20 protein-coding genes are annotated in these 24,573 nt (G+C 51.1%); 11 read left to right on the plus strand and 9 right to left on the minus strand.

What is annotated here, in order from left to right; translation table 11 throughout:
• The first annotated feature begins 26 nt into the window (after window positions 1-26).
• The gene (locus RC73_RS05890) at window positions 27-701 is read left to right on the plus strand and encodes a DUF2982 domain-containing protein (RefSeq protein WP_039033774.1); all 675 of its coding nucleotides are present in this window, start codon (window positions 27-29) and stop codon (window positions 699-701) included.
• A gap of 106 nt (window positions 702-807) precedes the next feature.
• Here the strand turns inward: RC73_RS05890 and RC73_RS05895 are convergent, their stop codons facing one another.
• The 6 genes from RC73_RS05895 to galU all read right to left on the minus strand — a co-directional run bounded on the left by RC73_RS05895 (window position 808) and on the right by galU (window position 7,402).
• A complete protein-coding gene (locus RC73_RS05895; protein ID WP_039033775.1) occupies window positions 808-3,075 on the minus strand; it encodes an OmcA/MtrC family decaheme c-type cytochrome in 2,268 nt (755 codons plus the stop codon).
• 278 nt (window positions 3,076-3,353) lie between these two features.
• Window positions 3,354-4,328, minus strand: coding sequence for a LysR family transcriptional regulator (locus tag RC73_RS05900; protein ID WP_039033776.1), 975 nt, complete (start codon window positions 4,326-4,328; stop codon window positions 3,354-3,356).
• Window positions 4,329-4,479: 151 nt separating this feature from the next.
• Window positions 4,480-4,884, minus strand: coding sequence for a bactofilin family protein (locus RC73_RS05905; RefSeq protein ID WP_039033777.1), 405 nt, complete (start codon window positions 4,882-4,884; stop codon window positions 4,480-4,482).
• Window positions 4,885-4,998: 114 nt separating this feature from the next.
• A complete protein-coding gene (gene napF, locus RC73_RS05910) occupies window positions 4,999-5,478 on the minus strand; it encodes a ferredoxin-type protein NapF (RefSeq protein WP_039033778.1) in 480 nt (159 codons plus the stop codon).
• A gap of 2 nt (window positions 5,479-5,480) precedes the next feature.
• A complete protein-coding gene (gene galE / locus RC73_RS05915; RefSeq protein WP_039033779.1) occupies window positions 5,481-6,494 on the minus strand; it encodes a UDP-glucose 4-epimerase GalE in 1,014 nt (337 codons plus the stop codon).
• A complete protein-coding gene (gene galU, locus RC73_RS05920; RefSeq protein ID WP_039033810.1) occupies window positions 6,491-7,402 on the minus strand; it encodes a UTP--glucose-1-phosphate uridylyltransferase GalU in 912 nt (303 codons plus the stop codon). Before galU ends, galE begins: the two co-directional genes overlap by 4 nt.
• Before the next feature lie 286 nt (window positions 7,403-7,688).
• On the opposite strand from galU, the gene phhA reads away from it, so the two are divergent.
• From phhA to RC73_RS05965, 9 genes are all read left to right on the plus strand, one after another.
• On the plus strand, window positions 7,689-8,480 hold the full coding sequence (gene phhA, locus RC73_RS05925; protein WP_039033780.1) for a phenylalanine 4-monooxygenase: 792 nt from the start codon (window positions 7,689-7,691) through the stop codon (window positions 8,478-8,480).
• 54 nt (window positions 8,481-8,534) lie between these two features.
• Entirely contained in the window at window positions 8,535-8,873 is a 339-nt protein-coding gene (locus RC73_RS05930) for a 4a-hydroxytetrahydrobiopterin dehydratase (protein WP_025010903.1), read from the plus strand.
• Window positions 8,874-9,071: 198 nt separating this feature from the next.
• Window positions 9,072-10,610 carry a transcriptional regulator TyrR gene (gene tyrR, locus RC73_RS05935; RefSeq protein ID WP_039033781.1) on the plus strand — a complete coding sequence of 513 codons (1,539 nt, stop codon included), beginning with the start codon at window positions 9,072-9,074 and terminating at the stop codon, window positions 10,608-10,610.
• 262 nt (window positions 10,611-10,872) lie between these two features.
• Window positions 10,873-11,862 carry a fumarylacetoacetate hydrolase family protein gene (locus tag RC73_RS05940; protein ID WP_039033782.1) on the plus strand — a complete coding sequence of 330 codons (990 nt, stop codon included), beginning with the start codon at window positions 10,873-10,875 and terminating at the stop codon, window positions 11,860-11,862.
• Window positions 11,863-12,027: 165 nt separating this feature from the next.
• Window positions 12,028-12,687: a maleylacetoacetate isomerase gene (gene maiA, locus RC73_RS05945; RefSeq protein ID WP_039033811.1), complete on the plus strand. Its 660-nt coding sequence runs from the start codon at window positions 12,028-12,030 to the stop codon at window positions 12,685-12,687.
• Between the two features lie 460 nt (window positions 12,688-13,147).
• The gene (locus tag RC73_RS05950) at window positions 13,148-15,259 is read left to right on the plus strand and encodes a S8 family peptidase (protein ID WP_039033783.1); all 2,112 of its coding nucleotides are present in this window, start codon (window positions 13,148-13,150) and stop codon (window positions 15,257-15,259) included.
• Window positions 15,260-15,271: 12 nt separating this feature from the next.
• Entirely contained in the window at window positions 15,272-15,718 is a 447-nt protein-coding gene (locus RC73_RS05955) for a hypothetical protein (RefSeq protein ID WP_039033784.1), read from the plus strand.
• 712 nt (window positions 15,719-16,430) lie between these two features.
• Window positions 16,431-18,548, plus strand: coding sequence for a S8 family serine peptidase (locus tag RC73_RS05960; RefSeq protein ID WP_039033785.1), 2,118 nt, complete (start codon window positions 16,431-16,433; stop codon window positions 18,546-18,548).
• Between the two features lie 10 nt (window positions 18,549-18,558).
• Complete coding sequence (locus tag RC73_RS05965; protein ID WP_039033786.1) at window positions 18,559-19,020, plus strand: hypothetical protein; 462 nt, start codon at window positions 18,559-18,561, stop codon at window positions 19,018-19,020.
• A gap of 53 nt (window positions 19,021-19,073) precedes the next feature.
• Here RC73_RS05965 and RC73_RS05970 read toward each other — a convergent pair whose 3' ends face one another.
• A complete protein-coding gene (locus tag RC73_RS05970) occupies window positions 19,074-19,955 on the minus strand; it encodes a LysR family transcriptional regulator (RefSeq protein ID WP_039033787.1) in 882 nt (293 codons plus the stop codon).
• Window positions 19,956-20,100: 145 nt separating this feature from the next.
• Here RC73_RS05970 and RC73_RS05975 point away from each other — a divergent pair, with 145 nt between their 5' ends.
• On the plus strand, window positions 20,101-21,363 hold the full coding sequence (locus tag RC73_RS05975) for an MFS transporter (RefSeq protein WP_039033788.1): 1,263 nt from the start codon (window positions 20,101-20,103) through the stop codon (window positions 21,361-21,363).
• Here the strand turns inward: RC73_RS05975 and RC73_RS05980 are convergent.
• A complete protein-coding gene (locus RC73_RS05980; RefSeq protein WP_039033789.1) occupies window positions 21,342-22,709 on the minus strand; it encodes a sigma-54-dependent transcriptional regulator in 1,368 nt (455 codons plus the stop codon). The two genes, RC73_RS05975 and RC73_RS05980, sit on opposite strands and share 22 nt — an antisense overlap.
• Window positions 22,706-24,502, minus strand: coding sequence for a sensor histidine kinase (locus tag RC73_RS05985; RefSeq protein ID WP_039033790.1), 1,797 nt, complete (start codon window positions 24,500-24,502; stop codon window positions 22,706-22,708). Before RC73_RS05985 ends, RC73_RS05980 begins: the two co-directional genes overlap by 4 nt.
• Between the last annotated feature and the right edge of the window lie 71 nt (window positions 24,503-24,573).

Genomic DNA, 24,573 nt, shown 5'->3' on the forward strand with positions numbered 1-24,573 from the left:
GCCGCTGGCAATAGAGCGAAAGCGTTATGGAAACTATCACAATAAGGCCGGGCAGTAAGCGCAATGGCATTACACTGACTCTGGCCGGAGGGCTGGGCATAGTCCTGGGGTTGGTGTTGTTTATCGGTTGGCCCTGGATGTTTGCCCCGGGCATAGTGTGTTTTGCCCTTGGGGCCGTGTCTTTGGTGCTGGGTATTGCCAAGCAGCTCGAGCCCCATGTCAGTCTTGAATTCAGCGCTGAAGGGCTGAGATTCTTCCATCGCCGCGGTAGCTTGTTTGTGGCCTGGGATAATATTCAGCGGCTGGATCAGCCCAGAGTCACCCAAGGCATGGAGCAACTGACGCTGCCCTATGTCGGGCTCAAGCTCAAACGTATCAATCCACTGCTGGATGCCATTTCACCCAGGTTGGCGACCGGGCTCTTGTCGGAGCAGCGGCCCTTGCTGATGACAGCAGCTGCCCAGGATGAAGAGCTGCAGACACTGGAAGCGGCTCTCAGCGCTGAGTTTGAACCCCTTACGGTCAATGATGAGCGTTACCGAGGCGTATTGGCCATGTTTGGCCGCCGTTGCCTGACGCTGGACAAGTACTTGGGTTATCACCTCTATATTCCCGTGGACGCATTGGATCAACCGCCGGAGAGCTTTGTCCGTAAACTGCGACAGCTGTGGCAGCAGAGGATGTCGGCTACAGAGTTGTAAGTTATGGCTTAAGTTGGATGAGGAAAGATAAGGGGACCCAAGTGGGTCCCCTTGTTGTTGCAGAGTTGAGGGAGGGCCTTGCAGGGACAGCCCTCAAGGTACGGTACTAGTGAGCACCCCCTGCGTGTACCTTATCTACGCCATAGGTCTTGCCTTCGGCGTGACAGGTGGCACAGGACTCAACCGGCAGGTTGGCGTCTGTGGCAGCATCACCGGCAACGAAGGCACCATTGCTCTTGAAGTGGGCCAGAGAGGCCGCGTCAGAGTGAGCGTGACAGGTACGGCAGGATTCGGCAACCGGAGAGATATACTCGGTAGCTGAAATCTTGATCCCACGCTTGGCGGATGTCAGGCCACCATCGGCGGCAAACAGCGGTGTGTCGTCTTTGTGGCAGGCAGCACACTCTGTTTCCACAGCTGGATAGCCGTGCAGCTCGCCTGCAGCATCACGGAAGATGGCAGCTTCACCCCAGTTACCACTGTGGAAACGGTGGGCAACTGTCATCAGATCGCGGTTGGCATACAGGAGTCCGGGGACTTCGGCAAATATCGGCTTGCCATCGGCATCCAGATTACCCGTGTTGTACTCGGAGGTGCCGTGATAGGAGCCGTAATAGCTGTTGTTATGGCAGTCCATACACTGATCAAAGGTGTAGGTGCCGTGGCGGGTACCCTTGATGTAGTCCAGTGTGCCGTGACAGGCATTACACTTGGCTTCGCTGGCGCTCATCCGCTCTGCAATGGCAAAGCGGGCTGTGACAGCATCACCACCATCTAGGTTATAGAACTTAACGCTTGAAGTGGCGCCAATTGGATTACCGGCATCGAAGGGCATGCCTTCGGCACAGGCGGCTATCTTACCTGAGTTATCGACACAGAAGTTGGCCTCGGTTCCGATGTAAATGGTGCCCATTGCCTGAGCTTCCGGGACATCAGTAGTCAGGGTCAGCACGCCATTGGCGGCGCTGCCGCTGGCAAGACCTGGCCTGCTGCCCCAGCGGGTGACTTCGCCTCTGGCATCCACATTGCCTATCAGAGTGGCGTCTTTGTTGAGCACCGCCAGTTGAGCTGCATCTGTCAGTGGTTGACCATTGAAGCTGACATTAGCAGTGATGGTAACCAGTTTATTGCCCGCTGTGGTGGAAGCCGCCGCAGTGGCCGAGGTGAACTCAACGGTCAACAGCTCGGCATATTCAGCCCGTTTACCCACTTTATGAGCTTGCACTGGGCTAAGTGCTCCGCTGCCATGGCAAGACTGACACTGGCTGTCGTCGGCCTGAGCCAGGTTGAAGTCAGAGTGGCCTACGCCGGTTTCAAAGTTAACATTGATATGGCAACCGACACAGGCTTCGCGGTAGATATTGGCGTTCCAGGAGTCACCGTTGTTGTGGCAACTGGCGCAGTTGTTAAGTTCTGCCGGGAAGCCTATTTCACCGAAGTACTCTTTGGCTTCACCGGAGAGGAAACCTGCGATGTGATGGCCGGCATGCAGCCTGTGAACCATGGGGCCGAAATCAAATACCCAACCTTCGGCTTTTTGGGCTTCGTTAGGTACCAGAGCCGGGTTGTGGCAGGCAACGCACTTCTCAGTGCTTTGGTAGTTGTGGTGCGCGTTTATCTTGGCGATGCGGCCTTCGACTTCACTGTGGCAGGCAATACAGGCGGTATCTGTTACCGTATCCTTACCTGTGGCTTCAACCAACTCGCCGGATGCCGGAATATAATCCAGCGGCGTAGAGAGCACCTTGTCTGCTATGGCTGCGCCGCTGGCATCCTTGAGGTTATAGGCGCGCAGGAACAAGCGATGAGGTGCGCTGAGGTTGTCATTGGCATTCATGATGGGAGCGACTCCATCATGTGCCCAAGTGCCGGTATAGGTACCTGGCTCGGCCGGATCTTCAACCAGAAGACAGGCATCGCCAGTTTGACCCCTGGAGCTATAGGTGCCATCCAGGGTGCAGTACATGGAGCTGCCCAGTTCCTGAGCCGTGGCATTATTGACCCATTGCAGCGGCGCACCGCTGCCGGAACTATTGCTCATGGCGGTAATAGAGTAGAGGGCGACTTGATCCAGGCCCGTCAGTGGGACTCGCTCCCCTGAGCCGTTGGTGGCCGAGGCCTTGAACTTGAGGGCGAAGGTTTCGCCGCCTGCCAGTGTGTTGTCGGCCGGCACTATCTCGAAACTGACATCGCCGGCACTGATAATGGTGGAAGTACTTGAACCTGCGGGGGCTCCTGGCTGTCCGGGTTCGCCTGGTATGCCAGGTTCACCGGGGGCTCCGTCTTTTCCGTCCTCACCGTCCCCGCATGCGGTAAGGCACAATAGACTGGTCAGAGCCAGCGCCAGTAATGACTTATTGTGTTTTTTCATCATTGCGTCCCTTTATTCAAATTATGGGTACTGCCTGTGCAGTCATTTGAATATACATACATCCAAAGTAGTAGTTTTGACTTATTGTTTTATTTGTGAAATATGAGTTAAGAAATTGATAAAGAAATAACGGGTGGCGAAATCGGTAATTTCAGTTTTTGAAATTACCGAATGCGCAGAGTGACAAGCTGAAGCTGGCTATAAGTAGCAGATAGTTCTGGACAAATAGGAGAATGGGCTAATTCTGAAGGTCGCAAAGATGCCAGGTGATCAATCAGTTCTCAATATTCAGCCTTGGGGTAGAGTTCTTGAGTGACCAGGTTCAACAACAGTTTTCTTTGTTGTTCGGAGTAACGGCGATAGCTGGGGGCCTTTTCTACCAAGGAGTAGCTTGGCAGCGAAAATGCCCGGTGGAGTTTAGCCACTTCGGTCTCGGGCAGATGTTGCACCCGCAAACCCGGCATGCCTTCAATAAGCGCCATTTCATTGGGGGTGCTGAAGGCTACACTGCTCATGGTCAACAGATGAGCATGCCATTCTTCCCTGTCGTGTACGGCATGCACTTGGGATAGGGGAATGCCTTCTTGCTGACAGAAGAGTTCCATGGGATCCATGCGCTCGTTGAAGCCCTTGATGGTCAAGTAAACGAAAGTATATTGGCTGATATCTTCGAGGGTGATAGCCGGTGATTTTTGCCACAGCGGATGATCCTCTCGGCTGACAACACACACACCCATGGTTTGCCCAAGCGAACTCAGAATGAGATCCAACTGCTCGGGGTGCTCCAGACAGACCCCTAAGTCTAATTGTCCACGGTGAATTTTTTCTGCTGAATCATCTTGCCAGGGGTAGAGTCTGATCTGGCCCAACTGCTGCTGAATGTTCGTCTGTCCCAGTTTCATCGCCAGCGAGGAAAGCAAGCCATGCGCTACGGCTACATGAATACAGATATCGCTTGAAGGCAAGCGGCTCTGATGAACTTGCTGTTCCAGGCGGTGCACTGAATGGATGAAATCGCAAACCGGTTGGTATAGATTCTCCGCCAGAGGTGTAGGCTTGAGTTGTTGCTGACGGCGATAGAAAAGCTCGTCGTCAAAGGCTAATCTCAGTGCCGCCAGGCAGCGGCTTATTTTAGGGGCAGACACTGCCAATTCTCGCGCTGTACAGTTGGCGTGCCCTGTTTCATAGATGTTCTTGAACACCATGAGGGTAAAGATATCCAGCTCACACAGCTGTTTCAATAATCGACTCGACATTAGCATCCATCCTATGGATTTATACCTCTTTGGAGATAGATGCTAGACCAGCACAAATATGATTACTGTGACTGAGCACAATTCAGTGCGCTTTTCGAATTTATTGTGATTAAAATGTGATAAAAGTCATGTTTGTGTGCTTTTTTGATCACTACTCTTGAGCTTGGAGCTTAAGTTCAGTCATAGGGGGATTATCATCGCCAAGCTCTTTAAGCAAGTTAACCTCATCTTTGACTCTGATACCGATAAATTGACCACCTTCGAAGATCTCCATTGATTTACTGGCGACTTCTCCCTCGACCGTGCCGGTACCGCAGATAGTTAATTTTTCACAGTGGAGTTTACCGCGAAATAGCCCGGAAACCTTGAGTTCCTGGCAGTTAAGTTCGCCATCAATCAGGCCGTTGGCTTCGATGATCAGCTTATTTTCAGCTGTTACTTTTCCATAGATGGCGCCGCCGACCAGGGTCTCGTCATCGAAGTGGCTCTCGCCGGTAATCTTGCTACCCTGGGCAATATAGGTGAGCCCTGCCGTTTTTTTGTTTTTACCAAACATAGTACTTTTTAGTGGTTTTATCAGGGGAAACTCGATATTACCTGTTATCACAAAGTAACAAAACCACTAATATTTGGCGCTGTGGGAGTCAGATTTTTGGCTCCCGGCAGAGCGTCAGTCGGGGTTTGGCTCTCGTAGCTTGATGGCAGAGGCGGGACAGGGGGCAACGCAGGCGCCGCAGCCACTACAGCGCTCAGCATCCAGTACCGGCAGGGCGGTAGCCCCTAAAAGGGGCGGAAAGCGGATCGCCCGTTCGTCGCAGGCATCCTTGCAGCTTTGGCAGACAATACCCTGGCGAGCGAGGCAGCTGTCGGCAAATTGGGCAATGAGCCGCCAAGGCGCTTCGCCAAGAGGCCTGAATGCCGGCTGTTCACAGTGGGTGACACAGGCCTGACAAAAGCTGCATTCGGCGCGCTGAAAGTCAAGCTCCGGAAAGCCGCCATCCCCCTTGATAAGCACTTGAGTCTCGCAGGCATCCACACAGGCGCCGCAGCGGGTGCAGGCGTCGGTAAATTCCGCCTCCGGCTTGCTCCAGGGCGGCCGAACCAGATCACTCTTGCGGCGACTGAACAGGCGTCTGCGAGAAAGATCCATGACTAACCCTTGTAACCGTTAGGGTTGTTGGATTGCCAGTTCCAGCTGGAGTCGGCCATATCCTGCAGGCTGCGCTCAGCCTTCCAGCCCAGCTCTTTGGCAGCATGGGCGGGATCAGCATAACAGGCGGCGATATCGCCGGGCCGACGCGGGGCAAACTCAAAGGGGATCGCCTTGTTACAGGCTTTTTCAAAGGCTTTGACCATCTCAAGTACACTGTAGCCCTGGCCGGTTCCCAGATTATAGGTGACCAGACCTGGATTGGTGGCGAGCTTGTCCAGAGCCTTGAGGTGACCTATGGCCAGGTCAACTACGTGGATATAGTCGCGCACACCTGTGCCGTCTACTGTGGGGTAGTCATTGCCGAAGACGCTGAGTTTATCACGCTTGCCGACGGCAACCTGGGCGATAAATGGCATCAGGTTATTTGGGATATCGTTGGGATCTTCACCGATACGGCCGCTCTTGTGGGCGCCAACCGGGTTGAAGTAACGCAAGCGGGCGATATTCCAGTTGGGTTCGGCCGCGGCTAAATCCGCCAGAATATGTTCCACCATCAGTTTGGATTGACCATAGGGGTTGGTGGCCGATGTGGGAAAAGTTTCGGTGATCGGCAGACTGGCGGGATCGCCGTAAACAGTGGCCGATGAACTGAATACCAGGTTGCGAACGCCATATTCTTTCATCACCTGACACAGAATTAGGGTGCCGGTGACATTGTTTTCATAATATTTCAGTGGCTGGGCGACGGACTCACCTACCGCCTTGAGGCCAGCGAAGTGAATAACGGCTTCGAAGCTGTGGTCGCTGAAGACTTTCTGCAGGAATGCCTTGTTGAGGATATCACCCTGATAAAAGAGTACGCTCTTGCCGCTGATCTCTTCGACTCTGGCCAGGGCTTCAACACTTGAGTTGCTCAGGTTGTCTATTACCACAACCTCTTTGCCCGCGGCCAAGAGTTCGACCAGAGTGTGGGTGCCAATATAACCGGCACCGCCGGTGACCAAAATTGTCATGCTTTACATCCTTTTATTAAATCGCCCAGATAGGCGGCAAATTCACTGCCAAGCTCGGGATGGCGCAATGCATGCTCTACCGTTGCTTGCATATAGCCAAGCTTGTTGCCACAGTCATGGCTCTTGCCACGCATATAGTAAGCGTTGACCTGCTGGCTTTGCATCAGCATGGCAATGGCATCAGTAAGCTGGATTTCATCACCGGCACCGGCCGGTGTTTTGCCTAGCAAGGGCCAAATGGCGGCAGGTAGCACATAGCGGCCCACTACAGCCAAGTTAGAGGGGGCTTCGTCGACATCCGGTTTTTCAACCAGTTTGATCAGCGGCTGGGATTCGCCCGGCTTAAGATCGTGGCCGTTGACATCGGCTATTCCGTATTGGTCTACCTTCTCGTGCGGTACACCTTCGACCATTATCTGCCCGGTTCTTGTTTGGTCGAACAGGCTGACCATTTCGGCCAGGTTATCGCGGGAAAGATCGCTGGCGGCATCGTCTACTAATACATCCGGTAGCAGCACGGCGAAGGGCTCATCACCTACTACCGGACGGGCACAGAGAATGGCATGCCCCAGCCCTTTGGCCTGAGCCTGGCGGACGCTGATAACAGTGACATTTTGCGGGCAGATGGACTGCACTTCATTGAGCAGTTGCCGCTTTACCCGGCGCTCTAGCTGGGCTTCCAGTTCAAAACTGGTATCGAAGTGGTTTTCAATGGAGTTTTTACTGGCGTGGGTGACCAGCACGATCTCCTTGATGCCGGCGGCAATCGCTTCGCTGACTACATATTGAATCAAGGGTTTATCTACTACCGGCAGCATCTCTTTGGGAATCGCCTTGGTGGCCGGCAGCATACGGGTGCCAAGACCCGCAACGGGGATCACCGCCTTGCGGATGGTGGTTGATTTTATCGGCATTCAGATACCTTGGGTGCTCGGGATAAATCAGCCCCTATTGTAATGCAGTAAAACTGAAAAGCCATTTGCAAAAAGGGCTTATTTTGCTGGAAACTTGCAAAAAATTCTGCCTGGGCTGCAAGAGCAAGCTACTGAGTTTACCGAGCTAAATACTATTTTGTAACCCATTCTTTACAAATTTTCATCACTAGCCTCCGGAAATAAAGTGTGAGCTGGTTAACAAAAGTTCGCCCTTGAGTGAACATGAAATCAGAAACGATTCAGGCAGTGAGTATGGACTATGAGTAAAGCAACTCAATATGTGGCACGTCATCCAGGCAGTGATGGCCGAATAGATTACCCGCAAGATGAACACGCCATCTGGCAGGAGTTGTATTCCCGCCAGGAACACAACTTGCCCGGTCGCGCCTGCGATGAATACATGCAAGGGCTCAAGGCATTGGACTTGCCCAAAGACAGGATCCCGCAACTGGGAGAGCTGGATGCCGTGTTGCAGGACACCACGGGCTGGAAGACGGCGGCGGTGCCGGCGCTTATTTCATTCGGGCGCTTCTTTGAACTCCTGGCCAACAAGGAGTTTCCGGTGGCGACTTTTATCCGCAGCAGGGAGGAGTTTGATTACCTGCAGGAGCCGGATATCTTTCATGAGATTTTCGGTCATTGTCCCTTGCTGACCAACCCGGCCTTTGCTCATTTCTCCCATATTTACGGTCAGTTGGGGCTTGATGCCAGCAAGGAAGATAGAGTCTTTTTGGCGCGTCTTTACTGGTTTACCGTGGAGTTTGGTTTGCTGCGTACCCAGACCGACGGCCTGAGAATATACGGTGGCGGCATTTTGAGCTCGCCGGGCGAGACGCTGTACGCCTTCAGTGACACTCCGGAGCGCAGACCCTTTGAACTACTGGATGTGTTGCGCACTCCCTATCGGATAGACATTATGCAGCCCATCTATTACGAGATAGAGCATATAGATTTTCTGGATGAAATCGCCCGCATGGACATTATGAAGGCGGTTACTCAAGCCAAACGATTGGGACTCTTTACCCCCAAATTTCAACCCAAAGCCAGCTGATACTGGCGGTAATGGCCTGTGTGCAAAAGTGCAGGCCACTTTCAAGGAGATGTTATGACTGAACTGGCCAATATGAAGTGCGAAGCATGCCGCGCCGATGCTCCCAAGGTGACAGATGCCGAGCTTGCTGAGCTTATTCGGATGATCCCGGATTGGGGCGTGCAGGTGCGCGATGGCATCATGCAGCTGGAGCGGGTTTACAAGTTTAAAAATTTCCGGCAGGCGATGGCCTTTAGCAATAAGCTGGCGGACTTGGCTGAAGAAGAGTTTCACCACCCGGGGATCCTGACTGAATGGGGCAAGGTGACTGTGACCTGGTGGTCGCATTCCATTAAGGGGTTGCACCGTAACGACTTTATCATGGCTGCCAAGACAGACCAGTTACTGGATTAATCTTTTCCTAATATATTCAGTGTGTTGATTGTATCTTCACACTGAATCCTTTCCCTTTGTTACAAATCTGCTGTAAAGCGAGCTTGCCACTTGTGTCAGAACCTTCTAACGTATAGGGCGCATTTTTACATCGCTTGCAGACCTCTTCGTGCGGGCGATAATCCCAAAGAATCTGAATTATAAAAGGGAATGACAGTTATGCGCTTGGAAGTCAGTTGTCAGGATCGCGTTGGTTTAGCCAAGGATATTTTAATGGTGCTGGAGCGATACGGGATTAACCTTATCGCTATCGACGCCAGTAACAAGGGATTCTTATATTTGCAGTTTGCCGAGGTCGGCTTTGAGACCTTGAGTGAGTTGATGCCCCAAATCCGTAAGGTGGAAGGGGTGCACGACGTCAGAACCGTTTCCTTTATGCCCTCGGAGCAGGAGCATTACGCCCTCAAAACCCTCTTGAAAACCCTGCCGGATGCCGTGTTCTCCCTCGACGGAAAGGGGCGAATTCGTATCGTCAACGAGTCCGCCTTGCTTATTCTGGAAATGGCCGAACATGAAGTAATAGATGAATCCCTCAATCACTGGGTGCAAGGTTTTAATTTTGGTCGCTGGCTCAGCGAGCCCCAGGTGTTGGCGCAGGCCACTCGGGTCTCTATTGGCAACAATGAATATCTGGCCGAAATGCTGCCCATTTATCTACCGGATGAAAACGACAAGAGTATTCTCGCCGGCGCCGTGGTGGCACTCAAGTCGCCAGCACGGGTGGGCAAACAGTTCAACGCGCTGCAGAGCCAGAGCAGCGGCTTCGATTCAGTGCTGGCCGTCAGCGACAAGATGAAAGAGGTACTCAAGCAAGCCAAGCGTATGGCGCAGCTGGATGCGCCTTTGTTGATCACTGGGGAAACCGGCACAGGCAAAGAGCTGATGGCCAGAGCCTGTCACGATGCCAGCATGCGAAGGGAGAAACCCTTTATCGCCATCAACTGCGCCGCCATGCCCGACAGCGCCGCGGAAGAGGAGCTGTTTGGTTATGTCAGCAACGGAGAAGTGGTTAAACGGGGTTTCTTCGAAGAGGCCAAGGGCGGCACCGTCTTCCTCGATGAAATAGCCGAGATGTCCAAGGCCGCTCAGGTCAAATTGTTGCGTTTACTGCAGGATGGCAGCTTCCGCCGTATCGGCGGTGATGTAGAGGTGCGCGCCGATGTCCGTATCATCTGTTCGACTCAGAAGAATTTGGCGGAACTGTGTCAGACCGGCGAGTTCCGTGAAGATCTCTACTACCGCATTCATGTACTGAGTTTCCATATGCCTGCGCTGCGTGAACGCAGGGTCGATATTATCCCGCTGACGGAAATGTTCCTTGAACACTACAGCCAGCAGCTTTCCAGCCCGGTGCGGCGGATCTCGGCGTCCTGCCGCGATCACCTGTTGACCTATGCCTGGCCCGGTAACGTGCGGCAACTGAAAAACGCCGTGTTCAGAGCGGTATCCATGTGGGACGGTTCGGCCGAATTGACTATAGAACAGTTGAAACTGCCTTCCTATGCCGAAGGTTTTGGCTATTTCGACAAGGAGTTTGAAGGCACCTTGGATCAAGCCATGAAGCAGTTTGAAGCCGGTTTGCTGCGGCGTCTCTATCCGGCGTACCCCAGTACCCGCCAATTGGCGAAAAAGTTGGGGGTATCCCACACCGCCATTGCCAATAAACTCAGGGAATATGAGATCAGCAAGAAGCGCTGAAACCGCTGTAAAGCGGATTTGCCGCCGGAATGGCTGATATTTAGCCATTCCTTGAACGCAAAGCCTTTGCCGGCGCTTGCTGGTGATAAGTGTCAGTGAAAGTTTACAAACCCGTTCTCAAAGCGGTTAAATGTGAAGTGAGTCACAGAGTTTTCATTGCCCGCGGCATGAGGTATTACTGGCGGGATAACAGAAACGGATTGAGCCGGGCAGATTGCCTGATGAAAACCATTAATCCGGACAGAGACAGGAAGGAGCAGGTATGAAATTAGCGACATATGACAATGGACGCCGCGATGGTCAACTCATGTTGGTCAGTCGAGATTTGAAGCAGACAGTGGCTGTTCCCGCCATAGCTCAGACCATGCAGCAATTGCTCGACAGTTGGTCACTGCTGGAACCTCAGCTCAGAGAGCTTTCCGATGCCCTGAATGCCGGCATGTTGGATAACACCCAGGATTTTGACGAGAGCCGTTGTTTGTCACCTTTTCCCCGCGCTTACCAGTGGGCCGACGGCAGCGCTTATGTCAATCATGTTGAGCTGGTGCGCAAGGCCCGCGGCGCCGAAATGCCGGAGTCTTTCTGGACAGATCCCTTGGTCTATCAGGGCGGTTCAGACAGTTTTATCGCTCCCAGAGCCGATATCCCGCTGGCAAGCGAAGATTGGGGCATAGATTTCGAGTCGGAAATTGCCGTGGTCACAGATGATGTGCCCATGGGGGTGAGCGCTGAAAACGCCGCCTCTCATATCAAGCTGTTGATGTTGGTTAACGATGTGTCGCTGCGTAACCTGATCCCGGCCGAGCTGGCCAAGGGCTTTGGCTTTTTCCAGTCCAAACCTTCCAGCAGTTTCTCACCGGTGGCAATCACACCGGATGAGCTGGGAGATAAATGGCAGGATACCCGGGTTCATCTGCCGCTGATCACCCATCTGAACAACGAACTGTTCGGCAAGCCCAATGCCGGGGTGGATATGACCTTCAACTTTGCCGAGCTGATCGCCCATGTCACCAAGACTCGCCCCCTGGGCGCCGGTGCCATCATAGGTTCGGGCACCATTTCCAACTATGACAGAAGCGCAGGTTCCAGCTGTTTGGCCGAAAAGCGCATGCTGGAAGTGATTGCCGAGGGCAAGGCGGTGACGCCATTTATGGGCTTTGGAGACAGGGTCAGAATCGAAATGCTGGATGATGCCGGGCACAGCATCTTCGGCACGATAGATCAGCAGGTAGTTGAGTATATAGCCGAGTAAAATAACTTGATAACAAAACGGGGCTCTCAATAAAGATGAAGCCCCGTTGGTTTTTATACCGGCTTGGTATTGCCTTCGAATGTGTCAGCGTTAAGGCTTTGGATAAAACATCACCAGGGCAGAGTCGCAATCTAAGGTTAGCGAGCTTTGGGAGAACAACTTATGTTGAAATTATATGGTTACTGGCGCTCCAGCGCCGCTTATCGGGTGCGGATTGCGCTCAACCTCAAGGGGCTTTGCGCCGAGCAGCTCTCGGTTCATCTGGTGCGCAATGGCGGCGAGCAGCATCAGGCCGCTTTCAAGGCGCTAAACCCGCAGGAGTTGGTACCGGCTTTGGTGGTGACGGATGACAACGACGAGCGCGCCGAGTTGGTGCTGTCCCAATCGCTGGCGATCATTGAATATCTGGATGAAGCCTTTGGCGGTGAGGCGCTGTTGCCGGGTGATATTGAGCAGCGGGCGCTGGTCAGGGCTATGGCGATGGGAATTGCCTGTGAGATCCATCCTTTGAACAACTTGCGAGTGTTGCAGTATCTGACCGGGACGCTCAAGTTGGATGATGCGGCCAAGAATGATTGGTATCGCCACTGGGTCGAGCAGGGCTTTGGTGCATTGGAGCAACAGCTGCAGCAGTACTCGGGCCGGTATTGTTTCGGCGACCAGGTCAGCCTGGTGGATATCTGTCTGGTTCCTCAGGTTTATAATGCCAAGCGTTTTAATATTGACTTGTCTCCATACCCCAACATTTGCCGTATTAATGATGAGTGCCTGACTCTGCCAGCCTTTATTGATGCTGCCCCTGAAAATCAACATGATGCCCAGTAGGTTTATTATTTTATAGTCATCTATGCGGTGACTATAAAATAACCTCCAAAATTCCCCGCGCTTGAAAAACCTTTCTTATAAAATGATACCTTTCTGTTAATAACAGGCTTTTAAAAATAAAATCTTCCCGGCAATTTGTAACTAATTATTTAAACAATATGCTGTTTTTATTGCGTTTTCGTTTGGGTTTATACAGGAAATTATTTTTAGATTTATAGGTTTATCATTTCTTTATTTAGTCTTTTATAACATGCTTAAAATAACGCATCTCGTATCGTATGTAGGATTTTTCCTGCTTGTCGTTTTTCTCCCATTGAACTCGCTGTTACATATGATACATATGTTAATGCTTGTTTTGGCTAAGCTATAACAATAAAAAATACGCCATACCTATTAAAGATTTGCTTCTGAAACCCAGTTTTCGGCGGTATGGCGTTTTATTATCAAAAGGAAAAGAAGCATGCATAAGTCGATTATTTCACTGAGCATAGCTGCAGCCCTATTGGCGGGTTGTGGCAGCGACAGCAAGAAAGCGCCTGAGCCGGTTAATACACCTCCGGAAAGCCGAGATGTAACCTATGACGTTCGTCAGTCGGTACGCCTCAATGGTCAACTGGAAGGAAGAGATGCTGAAGGAGGGATAACCTTTTCGTTAGTGGATCCCGGCGAAGTGAAGTTCGGGACTTTGAGCATCAATGATGCGGCCAAGGGCAGCTTCAGCTACCAGACAGATGCGTTGGAAGGCACAGAAGTCGTGCGCTTCAAAGTCAGTGACGGCAAGAGTGAATCTATTTCGGCATTAACCTTGAGAATAAAGGGAGGCGATCCCTTGTATCAACATCAGTGGCATTTGAAAAACACAGGCCAAAATGCCTTTGCCAGAAACCGTGGTGTGCTCGGTGAAGACATCAATGTCAGCGATGCCATAGCCTCGGGTGTTACCGGTAAAGATGTCATTGTTGCTGTGGTAGATGATGGTCTGGAGATCAGTCACCCGGATCTCAGTGCCAATGTGATAGCGGGCGGATCCTATAATCTAATCACAGGTACAGTTGACCCGACACCATTTTCCAATAGTGCTTCACATGGGACTTCGGTTGCAGGAATCATTGCTGCTGCCGGGTGGAATGGTATAGGTGGCCGGGGAGTTGCACCTGAAGCCAAGCTTATCGGTTTTAACTTCCTGGATAGCGACCCTAGCCGTGAGATCCGCAATGTACAAACCTTTGAAAATTTCACCAAGTCCCATGGCGCAAGTGCTTATAGCGACCGAGCCAGGGTGTTTAACCAAAGCTATGGAAACCAACCAATGATTCCGGGCTCAATGAGAGAAAATGAGTTTGAAGTTTATCAGCAGGTGACTACCAAGAGTTTTAATGGCAAGGGCAGTATTTTCGTCAAGTCTGCCGGTAATGGATATAATTATAATTTTTTGGGGTACAACGCCACAGGGCAACCTAAATATCTATTACCAAGAGACTTCTTTACAGCCAGAGGTGAAAATAGGCCAGCCAATAAAGGATTACCCTATCACAATGCCAACATGTCTCCCAATAATACCAACCTCTATAACCTTGTGGTCAGCGCAGGAAGTGCAAATGGTAAACGTAGCAGTTATTCATCTGTGGGGGCCAATGTTTTTGTTAACGCTCCCGGGGGGGAGTATGGTACTCAGAACCCTGCAATTGTGACTACGGACAGAGCCGGTTGTGACAAAGGCAGTTCGGTTACCGAAGAGCGCCCCAGAACCCCTTTTAATGGGGGCCAGCATCCACTCAATCTTGAGTGTGACTATCGTTCTACCATGAACGGGACATCGGCAGCAGCCCCGAATGTCAGTGGTGCGATTGCCATGATAATGAGTGTCAATCCATCACTCTCCTGGCGTGATATCCGGCATATTCTGGCCATGACGTCCAAGCAGGTAGATGCCAATATTCAGCCTATCAGAGTTCCTTTAAATACGGATGCTAGTCAGCTTTATGAAGCTGTGCCTGCTTGGTTTACCAATGCTGCTGGGTTTAAATTCCATGATTTTTATGGTTTCGGACGCATTGATGTCAGTAAAGCTGTTGCCATGGCTAGAAATTATAAGGTGAACTTAGGCGAATATCAGATAAGTGATAACTTGTCTCGTACCGAACTGAATGGGGCAATACCGGATGCTTCCTTGGAGGGGGTAAGTGATGTGCAGAAGTTCGATTCAGATTGGATTGTTGAAGGGGTACAAATTAATCTTACGGTAGAGCATAAGCGTTTGGCTGATCTGGCTGTTGAGTTAATTTCACCTTCGGGTACCCGTAGCGTTATTATGACTCCCTATAATGGATTTGTTCCCATTCGAAACTCTGGATATACAAATACTCCCATGTTGTCCAATGCTTTTTATGGTGAAAATGCCAGAGGAAATTGGACTTTGAAGGTTATCGATGTAAATAGTGGCGAACAGGGATATATTTTCCGAGTAGGAAAGGTGAATGTAGAAGAAAAGCTATTGGAAAATGAGGCTAATGGAGTACTCAAATCCTGGTCTTTACGTATCCATGGTCACCAAGCCGTAAGCGCTTCTTAAGGAGAGGGTAGTATGAAAAATATTACAGTGATAGTTGTTTCGTTACTTATTTCTGCCATGTCTATGACAGTACAGGCTAGACCATTTTTGAGTGATGATTCTTTGTTGGATAAAGTAGCTCCCGAAGTTTATGACGTGGATACTCCATTGGTGAAAATTAATGATAGAGTTGTAAAGGCAGAAACTTTATCAAAGGGACAGCCTTTGGTTGATTCTGCTGGTGATGTTATTGCAATTCCAACAGGAAAATTCATTGTAAAATTGGCAGAAGGTGTCTCGGCTACCGAATTTTCTCAACAGCATAATTTGCATTTGGATTGGCGAAGTGATAACAACCTCCTTCTGTTATCCGCACCGGATGGAAGCGATTTATTAAAGGTTTTGGGTTCAATAAAACAGAATCCACAGGTTCTCAGAGCAGAATTGGATCTGGCACAGGACTTCTATCAACCTTGGTAACAGTAGAGAAAGTGTAAATAACCACTAGTGACATTCCTGGCTAGCACAGAGCAGATATACTGAATCTTATTAAAATAGGTTGATATTGATAGCCGCTGTTGTGACATGCTGGGTTATAGACGTACCTGCAGGTTCTGATTCTTGTAAAGGATTAGAACCCTGCAGGGTATATCTTTTTAAGTGTACAGTGTAAGTTACAGGTTTAATGCTGGGATTGAATAGTGTTGTAAAAGAGCTTTTTATGGTTGCGGAAATCTGTATGTTTAACAAATAACTTCATTAAGTGGGATGAGCATTAAGATGGCTGGCAATTTATAATAAAGCTATTTTTAATTGCCATATTTTCATATGGTAATGTTTTTAATGGTGTGTTTGATAGTTTTAGTATTGTCTTTAATCCACTTTTTATCTGTTTAAATCCTTGGTTAAGTAATTTTCATTTTAATTATTGTTGTAGTTTTAAAAAGTATTTCGAGGCTTGATTTTTCATCATTTTTTACAAATCGATAAAAACGGATTAATTCTAATTTTGTGTAGGACTTTTCCCAACCTCTGCCTTTGCTATTGAAACGACTCTATTGTGTGTTACTCATGTTAACGCCTGGTTTCTCTCAGGTTATAACAATAAGAAGTACGTCATACCTATTAACTAGCTGTTTCCGAAAACCAGTTTTCAGCGATATGACGTTTTATTATCAAAAGGAAAAGAAGCATGCATAAGTCGATTATTTCACTGAGCATAGCTGCAGCCCTATTGGCGGGTTGTGGCAGTGACAGCAAGAAAGCGCCTGAGCCGGTTAATACACCTCCGGAAAGCCGGGATGTAACCTATGACGTTCGTCAGTCGGTACGCCTCAATGGACAACTGGAAGGAAGAGATGCCGAAGGAGGGATAACCTTTTCGTTAGTGGATCCCGGCGAAGTCAAGTTAGGGACTTTGACCATCAATGATGCGGCCAAGGGCAACTTCAGCTACCAGACAGATGCGTTGGAAGGCACAGAAGTCGTGCGCTTCAAAGTCAGTGACGGCAAGAGCGAGTCTATCTCAACGCTGACATTGCGTATTGACGGTGGCGACCCTCTGTATCAACATCAATGGCATTTGAAAAACACAGGCCAAAATGCCTTCGCCAAGAATCGCGGTGTGGCCGGTGAAGACATGAATGTCAGTGATGCCATTGCCTCAGGTGTTACCGGTAAAGGTGTTATTGTTGCTGTGGTAGATGATGGCCTTGAGATCAGTCACCCGGATCTCAGTGCCAATGTGATTGCGGGCGGATCCTATAATCTGATCACTGGCACTATTGACCCGACGCCATTTGCCGATAGTGCTGCGCATGGTACTGCGGTGGGTGGGATCATAGCCGCTGCCGGTTGGAATAGCATAGGGGGGCGCGGTGTTGCGCCTGAAGCCAGTCTTATCGGCTTTAACTTCCTGGATTGGGATCCCAGCGGTAAGGTCAAGAGCGTACAAACCTTTGAAAATTTCGCCAAGTCCCATGGCGCCAGTGCTTACAGTGACAATGCCAGGGTGTTTAACCAGAGCTATGGTTATTCAGTGCCTTTCCCCCATGGATTCGATGAAGATGAATATGAGGTCTATGGTGCTATTACCAAAGACAGTTTTGACGGCAAGGGCAGCATCTTCGTCAAGTCTGCCGGTAATGGCTATGCATATTATAGAGCATTCAATACTTACTGGATCCCCGGAGATTATTTCAGCGCGCCAAAGGAAGGTAAAGTGCCCAACCAAGGTTTGCCCTTCCATAATTCCAATATGTCTACCGACAACGCCAACGTATTTAATTTAGTGGTTTCGGCAATCAATGCAGCCGGTAAGCGCTCAAGCTATTCTTCTGTAGGCTCCAATGTGTTCGTTACTGCGCCGGGTGGGGAATATGGTGATGATGATCCCGCCATTGTGACCGCGGACAGAGCCAGCTGTGACAAGGGCTGGTCAGTTATTCAGAAGCGCCCGGCAACACCGTTTGATGGTGGTCAGCATCCACTCAATTTGGAATGTGATTACACGTCTAGTATGAACGGAACATCGTCTGCGGCGCCCAATACCAGTGGTGCGGTCGCCATGATTATGAGTGCCAATCCCTCTCTTTCCTGGCGTGATATTCGCCATATCCTGGCTGCAACTGCCACCAAGGTGGATGCCGATATACCCGCCAAGACGGTTGCTATCGGTGAGGGCGACGACGCGCCTGTTTATGAGGCTATCTCAGGCTGGCAGGACAATGCCGCAGGATTTCATTTCCACAATGAGTATGGCTTTGGTCGGGTAGATGTTAGTGCAGCTGTCGCTATGGCCAAGGACTACAAGGCAGACTTGGGTGAGTATCTGTTGACAGACTGGATTGCCAGTGAAATGGAGCTTGATAAGGCGATTCCGGACGCCAATATTGCCGGGGTGTCAGACTCTCTTGAGGTTGCCGAGGATATGGTGGTGGAAGCGGTGCAGATTGAGCTCAGCGCCGATCACCTGCGTCTTCCTGATCTGGCGGTTGAGCTGGTGTCTCCGGCAGGTACCCGAAGTGTGTTGATGACGCCTTTCAACGGCATGGTGTATCAGGGCGTGATGGATCCCAATAATCCGAATGATCTGGTCAAAGGTTATGATAAGACACCTATGCTCTCAAATGCTTTCTATGGTGAAAACACCAAAGGCGTGTGGACCATTAAGCTGATAGATGTGAACAGCGGTGAATATCGGTTTATCAAATATGATAAGGGCTATATCAGTATTCCCAATGAGAGTAACGGTATGTTGAAGGGCTGGTCCATTCGTTTTCATGGCCACAAGGCCAAGGCAGCATCTTAAGGAGTAACAGATGAAGATTTCAACAGTAATGATAGTCATGGGACTGACACTTTTGGCGACTCCTGCGATGGCGCATGATAAAAATCCTTTTGAAGATAACGGCGAGCAGTATCGGCAACAGGGCAGTAGAGCTGACTTCCTTGGGCTTAAGGATACCTTTTATATCAAGACAGACAAAGGTGTGCAGAAAGCCAGCAGGTTGAGTCAGGGAGAGCAACTGGTGACAGAGGCCGGTGAGCCTTTTGCGACCGTGACCGGAAAGTTGGTGGTCAAACTTAAGCCAGGTGTTGATGCCGCGGTCTTTGCTGCCGATTCAGGCCTGAGGTTGGATTGGCAAAATGACACTCAACTGATGGTGTTGGCCGCTAGAGAAGGCAGCGATCTCCTTGCTGTGCTCGAAAAGCTGAAGCGGGATCCGCAAGTGATGAGAGTCAAGCTGGATAGGGCGGTACTTAAACAAGAGCCTATGTGAGCCGCTGAGATGATCCACTAAAACACAAACAGGCCCGGGGCTCACCGGGCCTGTTACTTATTGGCCAGCAAAAACTCCACAAAGGCCCGGTCGGCCTGGCTTACCGGGCGCTGTTTCTTCCAGGCAATATGCAAGTCGAGATACACTGGCGGTGCGAAGGGCAGGGCGATGATGTCATCTCTTTCATTGACCACCATTTCCAACACGCTGGTGACGGCAAATCCTTGACTTACAATCTGTTTTATTAGGTTTATCAGATTGGTTTCAAAGGCGATCTTAGGTTCGAGTTGCAGCTCTCTGGCTCGGCTCAGCATCCATTCACGATGAAAATAACCGGGTTTGAACATCACCAACTCATGGGCGAAAAACTGCTCCAGCGTTACGGCCTCGTTTGTGGCCAAGGGGTGTTCAGGGCTCGACGCTACCACCATCTGTTCTCTAATTAACAAACAGGACTCGAACTCGGGCTTGAGGTCCTGGGCCGTGATAATCGCTATATCCACCTCTTCCTGTTCCAGCATCCTCAGGGCATCGCGGGTGCCTCCCTCAAACAGCGACAGTTTCAAATCCGGATACTGATGGCGAAAGGCCATCACCCGTGACGGCAGGTAGAATGAGCCCAACATACCGGGCACGGCAATTCGCACTTCGCCCTTTGCCAGCTCGGCCATGGCTCGGATATGGGCTTCTGCCTGATTCAGTTGCTTGAGGATCAATACCGCGTGTTGATGCAGCGCCAGCCCTTCGGCAGTGAGGCGAATGCCGCTTTCCTGGCGACTGCCGCTGCGATTGACCAGAGTGACGCCGAGCGATTGCTCCAGCCGCTTGATACTTTGACTGAGGGCGGGTTGGGCCAAATTCAGCTTCTCTGCCGCCCGGGTAAAACTGCCGTACTTAACCAGGTGATCCAGGTGTTTTAGTTGTCTGATGTCCACGTCACGCCTTATTCTTGCGATAATCCTGAGGAAGTTATTAATCATAACAAAAATTGATAAAATCGATATTATTTATCTATTATTGTTATGCGCCGCCCGGTGCTAATCTTGTTTGGTGAATCCTTTGCTAATTTAAGAGGTCGGAGTGACTAAGGTCAAAGCCGTTGGCCGGCATGCGCGTGATACCCGTTTGATTTGGGCACTGTGCGTGGCATCAGTGGTGGTTTATATCAATCTGTATTTGATGCAAGGGATGCTGCCCTTGATTGCCGAGCATTTTCAGGTAACGGCGGCCAAGTCGACTCTGGTGCTGTCTGTCACCAGCTTTACGCTGGCATTTTCCTTGCTTGGCTATGCCATAGTCTCGGACAGGATTGGCCGTCACAAGCCGATTATTATCAGCCTTTGGGCTTTGGCGCTGTCCAATATCTTGTTGGTATTTGTTAAAGAATTCAATGCGCTGGTGGCGGTTAGGTTGCTTCAGGGGATATTGCTGGCGGCTGTGCCGGCTATCGCCATGGCTTATTTCAAGGAGCAACTCAGACCTGAGACCATGCTCAAAGCCGCAGCGGTTTACATTACCGCCAACAGTTTCGGTGGCATTATCGGTCGGCTGTTTGGCGGGCTGATGTCGCAACATCTATTGTGGCAGGATGCCATGTGGCTGCTGCTGGCGGTGAGTCTGTTTGGGGTGGCATTGGTCAGTTATTTGCTGCCCAATGCCGTCAGCGCTGCCAAGCGAGAACGGTTGCCGAAACAGTGGCGTTTCTGGCGCGGTGGCAGTGAAGACTTACGGGGCTTTGTACATCACCTCAAGGATAGTCAAATGCGACTGGCTTACCTTATTGGTGGGCTGGCATTTATGATGATGGTCAACCAGTACAGCTTTATTCAGTTGCACTTGATGGCACCGCCTTATGATTGGAGCCGGTTTGAGGCGACACTGATCTTCCTCTGCTATTCGAGCGGCACACTGGCATCGTATTACACCGCCAGGTGGATTACCCGCCATGGGCAGTTGCCTCTGTTCAGAATTTCCTTGCTGCTGATGTTGTGCGGCAGCCTGCTGACTGTGTTGGATACCCAGGTGTGGATCTGCGTGGGCTTTTTGCTCACCTCCTGCGGTTTCTTTATTACCCACAGTTGCTGTAACTCCTTTGTGGCCATGCGCGCCAGCAGCCACAGGGCCAAGGCCACTTCATTGTATCTGTGCTGCTATTACCTTGGCGCCGCAATGGGAGGCCCTTTTTTGATGCTGTTCTGGCAGCGGGGAGAGTGGCAGGGTGTGGTGATGGGATCCATGGTTTTGCTGTTTTTGACTTCGCTGGCGGTCTGGCGCCTTGGCTGGCGGCAAAAACAGCCGCTCAGCCAGGAGATGGATACGCCTCAGGGGGCATCGTTGAGGTAGTCTTTACGCTCAAGAGCATATTTGCGCATCTTGTCGTAGAGGGTCTTGCGCGGTAGCTCCAACTGTTCCATGGTCAGCTTGATGGAGCCCTTGTTGTGCGCCAGGGCTTCTTCAATCAGCAGTCTTTCGAAAAACTCCACCCTTTGAGTCAGTGACATGCCGCTTTGCAGGCTGTCACTGCTGCCTATGGCGCCGGCAAAGGCAGCCTCGGCACCAAGCAGAACATAACGTTCCGCCAGATTTCTCAATTCGCGCACATTGCCGGGCCATTCATGGGTACTGATACGGGCCTGCTGCTCACCGCTAAGGGCAATCAGCGCCTTGTGGTAGCGGGCTGAAGCTATACGGGCAAAGTGCAGAAACAGCAAGGGAATATCTTCCCGTCGCTCCCTCAGCGGCGGAATGGCTACAGTCACCAGATTGAGACGATAGAAGAGATCTTCGCGAAAGCTGCCCTGGCGGCACAGTTCTTTGAGGTCGACCTTGGTTGCGGCAATCACCCTGATATCCAGCGCTATGGATTTATTGGAGCCCAGACGCTCGACTCTCCTGTCTTCCAGTACACGCAGCAACTTGACCTGCAATGCCATAGGTGTGCTCTCAATTTCATCGAGGAACAGGGTGCCGCCGTTGGCGTACTCAAATTTGCCTATCCGGGTCTTGTCGGCGCCGGTAAAGGCTCCTGCTTCTGCACCAAACAGCTCACTCTCTATGATGTTTTCCGGGATAGCGCCACAGTTGATGGCGACAAAGTTGGCGCCGTGCCTGGGGCTGTGATCGTGCAGGTAACGGGCAACCAACTCTTTGCCAGTGCCGGTTTCACCCTCGATCAGGATATCGGCCGGAGTATCCAGCACCTGGTGGATGAGATGGCGCATCTGACGGATCCCCGGACTGTTGCCGAGGATCCTGGGGCCTGGCAGGCTCTGGGATTCCAGCTCCTGCTTGAGCTTGCGGTTCTCCAGCGTCAGGCTGCGCTTGTCCAGTGCCCGCTTGACGACGTCCAATATATGTTCATTGTTGAAGGGTTTTTCCAGAAAGTCGTAGGCGCCCTGTTTAACGGCGCTGACCGCCATGGCGATATCGCCAAAGCCGGTGATCAGTATTACCGGCAGATCGGCATCCAGCTGTTTGATTTGCTGCATAACACTGATGCCATCCATGCCGGGCATATTGACATCGGTAATGACTACTCCCATCCAGTCACGGCTGAGGTGGCGCAAGATCTCTTTCGGTTGGGTCGATGCTTTGGCACTGATGCCTTCGAGTTCAAATAACTGGCTCAGCACTGTGCCTATATGGGGTTCGTCGTCCAGGATCAGGACAGTGTATTCTTGTTCGCTCATTGGGTTTCCTCGCCGTGGTACAGAGGCAACAGGATCTGAAATACAGCGCCGCCTTCTGCGGCGTTGGCGACGCTGATGGAGCCCTGCATGGACTCGACAATTCGGCGGGAGATGGAGAGTCCCAGACCCAATCCCTGTCGTTGGCTGGTGGTAAAATAGGGTTCGAAAATTTTCTCCATCTGGCTTTCGTTGACGCCGGGGCCGGAATCTTGAATTCGGATACACAGCATATCTTCTACGCTGATGCTGATGATCAACAAACGCTCATCGACTCGTTGCATGGCGACTATGGCATTGCTGATAAGGTTCACCAGTACCTGTTGCAGGCGTATTTTATCGCCGTAGAAACACCAGGGCTTACCCGGGAGCTGCAGTTCGAGCCGGATCCCCTGTTTGTCGATTTCCGGATGCACTATGGTCAGCGCCTCCTGCACGGTTTCATTGATACTGGTGGGCTTGTCCTGGCCCTGGCTCTTACGGGTGAAGCTCTTGAACTGGGCAACTATTTCCGCCAAGCGGTCGGTCAGGCTGATGATGGTGACCAGGTTTTCCTGCGCCTTGTCATGCATGCCCCGACCAAGAAAGGTTTGAGTGTTTTGGGCATAACTGCGCAGCGCCGCCAATGGTTGATTGATTTCATGGTTGATGCTGGCAGACAGACTGCCGATGACAGTCAGCTTGGCGGCCTGGATCAGTTCATCCTGGGTTTGTTTCAGTTGGGTGTTGGCATCTTCCAGCTCCCGGGTACGTTCTTTGACCCTATGTTCCAGCTGGCTCTGGGCTTGGCGCATGCGTCTTAGGTTACGGCGCCGCTCGAGACTGAACAGCAGACCCAATGCCAGCAACAGAAAGATACTGGCGGACAGCAGCATCACAGGGGGCAGTGAACGATACAAAGGGGCAACAGGTGTCAGCACATGCACATACCAGCCTACCTTGATCATTTCATTGCGGGTATCCAGATATTGGGCCCGGCCCTGATCGTTTTCTATCCGATACAGTGCCCTGTGGGGGAGAGTTTCCTGCCGGTAGGGCGGATCTATCCTGAGTTCCTGCAGCTTACGGTTGGCATAACGGCGGCTAAGGGTTATCTGCTGTAACCTTTCCGCAGCCAGGGGTTGCAGTGACCTCAGGCGCCAATTGGCAATACTGGCGAGAAAGATGATTTCATCCTCACCGCTGATGGCCAGTTCATACTGGCCCGCCTTGGCCAGCCCCGTCATCTGCTCTTCAATATCGGCAATATCGACCTTGACCACTATGACACCGAGCACCTTACCCTGATCGTAAATCGGGTAAGAGAAATAAAACCCTCTGGTGTTGGACGAGGTACCGACGGCGTAATAGCTGCCCAGTCTGCCGGCGATGGCTTCTGTGTAGTAGGGGCGAAAGGCATAATTCTGACCGATAAACGAATAGGCTTGTTGCCAGTTACTGGCGGCAATGGCATCCCCTTGGCTGTTGAGCAGATAGATATCAGAGGCTTCGGTGACATGCTGTATCTCTTCAAAGTACTTGTTGATTTTGCTGATTTCGCGCTTGTCTGCGCTACTCTTGATTACCCGGGCCAGCATGGGGTTGGTGGACAGCACATGGGGAATACTCTCATAGCGAATGAGTGCGCCTTCTATAAAGCCTATGACTTCGCTGAGCTGTTTGTCTGCCAGGGATTGGTATTGGGTGAATCCCTTATCCAGATGGTACCAGTAGGTCAGTTTGAGGGTAATAAACAGACCCGTCACCAGCATGGTGGTGATAAGCAGGCGCTTTCGGGTCTTGTTGTTGAGCGGCATCTTATTGTCCCGGCGTTATTGCGGTGTAATTCCGGCGTAAGAAATCGGCGAGTCTTAGACTCGCCGATAGC

Origin of the sequence: Shewanella sp. ECSMB14102 (genome assembly GCF_000813075.1) — a bacterium.
Taxonomy (GTDB): Bacteria; Pseudomonadota; Gammaproteobacteria; order Enterobacterales; family Shewanellaceae; genus Shewanella; species Shewanella indica.